The 4849-nt window shown below is 49.7% G+C and carries 3 protein-coding genes; all 3 read left to right on the forward strand.

Annotated features, from left to right (window positions below):
• Window positions 1–207: 207 nt before the first annotated feature.
• Window positions 208–621: a hypothetical protein gene (locus ACO6V1_RS22340; RefSeq protein WP_422468664.1), complete on the forward strand. Its 414-nt coding sequence runs from the start codon at window positions 208–210 to the stop codon at window positions 619–621.
• 110 nt (window positions 622–731) lie between these two features.
• Window positions 732–3794, forward strand: a complete 3063-nt coding sequence (locus ACO6V1_RS22345; protein ID WP_422468666.1) for a DUF1601 domain-containing protein — start codon at window positions 732–734, stop codon at window positions 3792–3794.
• 173 nt (window positions 3795–3967) lie between these two features.
• Window positions 3968–4849 (forward strand): hypothetical protein (locus tag ACO6V1_RS22350; RefSeq protein ID WP_422468668.1); only part of this gene is annotated, 882 nt, incomplete at its 3' end.

Below are 4849 nucleotides of genomic sequence, written 5' to 3' on the forward strand. Positions count from 1 at the left end.
TTGCAGAGCCGGATTTCAGGCGACCGCGCTCGCTGTACACGATGCACAACTCTTGTTAGCCATTGAAGACAGTACCACTCTCAGCTACAAACATTCCATCAGGTCAGACTGGGCGATATAGTGAACCAAAAAATAGCAATGCCAGAGGCATTTGGGCTCACTCAGTGTTGCTTCTGGATGCTGATACTGAGCGAACAATGGGGCTGATTGATCAGCAACGCTGGATTAGAGACGACGGGGAGCGCGGCAAGCGGAACACTCGCAAGCAGCGACCTTACGAAGAAAAAAGAAAGTTTTAAGTGGCAGCAGTCCTCTGAAAGCATTGAGCACAGGCTGGGTGCCCAAATGACCAGGGTAGTTAGTGTCTGCGATCGTGAAGCCGATGTTTATGAATATATCCAGTACAAGACCACTCACAGTCAAAGGTTTGTTGTCAGAGCAACACAAAACCGAATTTTAATTGGTGATAACCAACTTCTTTTTGATGCTTTGGCTGAAGAACCAACCTTGGGTGACTCTAAACGAACAGGCGTTCCCGGATGGTTAGTTGTTTGGGATGGCTGGGCGAAACTGCAAGACCGTCTCCACACTTACCGGATGACAAAGGGTGTAGAGATCTGACTAAGAGACAGCCCTTCGACCAGGAACCGTTTTCACATTCCAACAAAATGAACTTCTGCACAGAACCGCAGTCTGCTTTTAATATTTCCATGAATTAATGAAATATAATTATGCATAGAACATCTGCTGGTATCAGTGGAAGATACGCAAGACCAGGTAGTGATGACAACCAGCCGGATAACCATACCGCTTCTGCAAGGCGTGGACGATATAGACAGTTTACAGTCAGACATCGGGATAATCCCCCCCGCCCTGCCTCGGGGCACAATGAATTTTACCATTCTCCTGGTGCATTCCCTCCTCAAAATCTACAGCGCCGTTCGGTAAACCTTGCTCAAGATTTTAATGCGCTCATCAAACAGGAAATAATGGATGGCCTGGTGAGTAAATCTTATCGTTTCGGTGATCACTATGATGGGAGAAATCACGGGCAATATGCCAGCTCAATAAAAAAATACACGTTAGCTACTAAAAGACCGTTAAATCGAGCGGAACAAATCCAACTGATGCATTTGCTGCAAAATTTCACAGCAACGTGGAAATGGAATTGGCGAAGCCTGACGACAACACTGCACTCATTTACTTCAGCGGGTGTTTTTACCCCTCATAACCCCATAGATGAGCGTGTTAAGCATACTCAAGTTGCCTTATTGTCAACACTGCTTGATGCAATAATATTCAAGTGCAACCAAAAAGCTGAAGCCAGCTATATTGGTGCCCAGGGTGTCGCCAACCTGCTGTGGGCCATGGCGAAACTGGTAGACAGCGGGCAGGAACGAAAACCAGGGCTCAACGAGGCTGTGGCCGCACTGTTGCCCCACATGAACGCACAGAAGGACCAATTTATTCCTCAACATATTGCCAACCTGCTGTGGGCCATGGCGAAACTGGTGGACAACGGGCAGGAACAGACGCCAGAACTCAATGAGGCCGTGGCCAGCTTATTGGCCGATGTGAACGCACAGAAAGGTAACTTTAAACCACAGGAAATCGCCAACCTGCTCTGGGCCATGGCGAAACTGGTGGACAACGGGCAGGAGCAAACACCGATGCTCAGCAGAGCCGAGGCCGTACTCTTGCCCCATGTGAGCGCACAGAAGGCTAACTTTAAACCACAGGGTATCGCCAACCTGCTGTGGGCCATGGCGAAACTGGTGGACAACAGGCAAAAGCGAACACCAGAGCGCAACGATGCGGTGGCTGCGCTGTTGCCCCACGTGAGCGCACAGACAGCAAACTTTAAACCACAGGGTATCGCCAACCTGCTGTGGGCCCTGGCGAAACTGGTGGACAACGGGCAAGAGCAGACACCGGAGCTAAACAAGGCCGTGGTCGCGCTGTTGCCCCACGTAAATACACATAAAGACCAATTTAATGCCCGGGGAATCGCCAACCTGCTGTGGGCCATGGCGAAACTGGTTGATAAGGGGCTGGAGCGGACACCACAGCTCAAAGAGGCCGTTGCCACGCTGTTGCCCTTCGTGAATGCACAGAAAGCTCACTTTAAAGCACAGGAAATCGCCAACCTGCTTTGGGCCACGGCGAAACTGGTTGATAAGGAGCTTGAGCGAACACCACAGTTCAAACAGGCCGTGGCCACGCTGTTGCCCTTCGTGAACGCACAGAAAGCTAACTTTAAACCACAGGAAATCGCCAACCTGCTATGGGCCATGGCAAAACTGGTGGACAACGGGCTGGAGTGGACACCACAACTCAAAGAGGCCGTGGCCGTGCTGTTAGTGAACCCAGAGAAAGCTAACTTAAAACCACAGGAAATCGCCAACATGCTGTGGGCCATGGCGAAACTACTGGACAACGGGCAGGAGCAGACACCAGGGCTCAAAGAGGCCGTGGCCGCGCTGTTGCCCCTCGTGAACGCACAGAAAGACCAATTTATTCCTCTGCATATCGCCAACCTGCTGTGGGCCATGGCGAAACTGGTGGATAGCGGGCAAGAGCGGACACCAGAGTTTAACGAGGCCGTGGCTGCGCTGTTGCAACACGTGAACGTACAGAAAGACCTATTTAATGCCCAGAATATCGCCAACCTGCTGTGGGCCATGGCGAAGCTGGTGGACAACCGGGTGGACAACGGGAAGTGGATACCAGAACTCAACAAGGCCTTGGCCGCGCTGTTGCCTCACGTGAATGCACAGAAAGATCAGTTCATTCCTCAGCATATCGCCAACCTTGTGTGGGCCATAGCGAAACTGGTGGACAACGGGGAGTGGACATCAGAGTTCAACGAGGCCGTGGCCGCGCTGTTGCGCCACGTGAACGCACACAAAGCTAACTTTAAACCAAAGGAAATCGCCAATCTGCTGTGGGCCACGGCGAAACTGGGTGAGTCCGTTGAGCTGAACATGGTTACCTCTATGTTTGAATCGCTTGTTTACCGAATCAGTGAAAACCCTCAGCTCTCACAGCAAGAAATATTGATTTCTCTCTGGGGAGTGATGGTTTGCTGTGCCAGATTGTCTCTGGATTCCAATAACAATAACTGGTTTGAAAAGCACATGGATGACCTGTTTACACGTGTGGTAAATACATCCTCAGACAATGAAGAGGATCAACGCATCATTGCCATGGCCGCCAGTTGGCTTGGGAGAGCGTGCCCGGTCATCCCCCATTACCAGACTACTATGTCAAAACGTCAATCCGAGGTTCGCGATCAACTCCAATCAGGCTTTCCCTCTTTGCAGATTGAAGAAGAAAAGAGTCTGAACTCACTGCCTCCGGTTGACCTGCTACTGCCGGATCACAACATTGTGATTGAAGTTCAGGGGCCCTCTCATTACGTGGGTGGTGATTTCAAAACCAGGAATGGTTCGACTCTGCTGAAAATCGCACTGTTGCAAAAAGCAGGATTTGAGGTCATTGAAATTCCGGTTAACAGTGTTTGGAATCAGGATTTAATGAAACCATACATTGATCAAATAAAGACCAGGACAGGCATCCCGCCACAGGGGCATGGCTCTGTATCACTCAAAAGAAGGTGGGCAGATGCGGCACGCATTACTGCTGATAAAGGCAGGCAACCCTCAAATCATGGTTACTTAACCGCCGAAGAACAAACCGGCAAACCAGCCAAGAGGAAGAAAAAAAAGCCAGTAATCCCTTCCCTTCGACCCTGGAACCGTTTTCACATTCCAGGAAAGTTCTACCAGCGTTGAAGACCTGTTACCCCTGAATTTCGTCCCGGATGCGTTGAAGATAACGGATGGTTGGCATCAGGAGCAGATGAGTTTCTCCCACTGCTTACATTGATCAACATTCCAGCAAAATGAACTTCTGAACAGAACCGCAGTCTGCTTTTTATATTCTCATGAATTAATGAAATACAGTTATGGATAGAAGCTCTGCTGGTATCAGTAGTCAATACGCAAGATCAGGCAATGATGACAACCAACCGAATGGCCAGGCGTCTTCTTCACGGCGTGGACGATATAGATATGCCACAGTCAGGCAATGGGATAACCCCTCCCGCACTGTCCCCGGGCGTAATGAATTTTACCATTCTTCTTTCACACGCTCTTCTCAACATCTACAGAACCGCTCAGTAAACCCTGCTCAGGATTTTAATGCGCTCATCAAACAGGAAATAATGGATGACCTGGTGAGTAAATCTTATCGTTTCGGTCATCGCTATGATGGGAGAGATCACGGTCTGTATGCCAGTTCAATTAAAAAATACACGTCAGCTGCTAAAAGACCGTTAAATCGAGCGGAACAAAGCCAGCTGCTGCGCTTGCTGCAAAATTTTACCGCAACACGGAGTTGGAATTGGCGAAGCCTGACGACAACACTTCATTCATTGACTTCAGCGGGTGTTTTTACCCCTCATAACCCCATGGATGAGCGTGTAAAGCTTACTCAAGCTAACTTATTGTCAACGCTACTGGATGCAATAATATTTATCTGCAACCAAAAACCTGAAGCCAGGGACATTGATGCCCAGGGAGTCGTCAACCTGCTGTGGGCCATGGCAAAACTGGTGGACAACGGGCAGAAGCGAACACAAGAGCTCAACGAGGCCGTGGCCGCGCTGTTGTTCCACGTGAACACACAGCAAGACCTATTTAATTCTCAGGGTATCGCCAACCTGCTGTGGGCCATGGCAAAACTGGTGGACAAGGGGCAGGAGCGAACACAAGAGCTCAACGAGGCCGTGGCCAGACTATTACCCGACGTGAACGCACAAAAAGCTAACTTTAAACCACAGGAAATT

It is taken from the genome of Endozoicomonas sp. ALC013 (assembly GCF_049310205.1).
Classification (GTDB): Bacteria; Pseudomonadota; Gammaproteobacteria; order Pseudomonadales; family Endozoicomonadaceae; genus Endozoicomonas.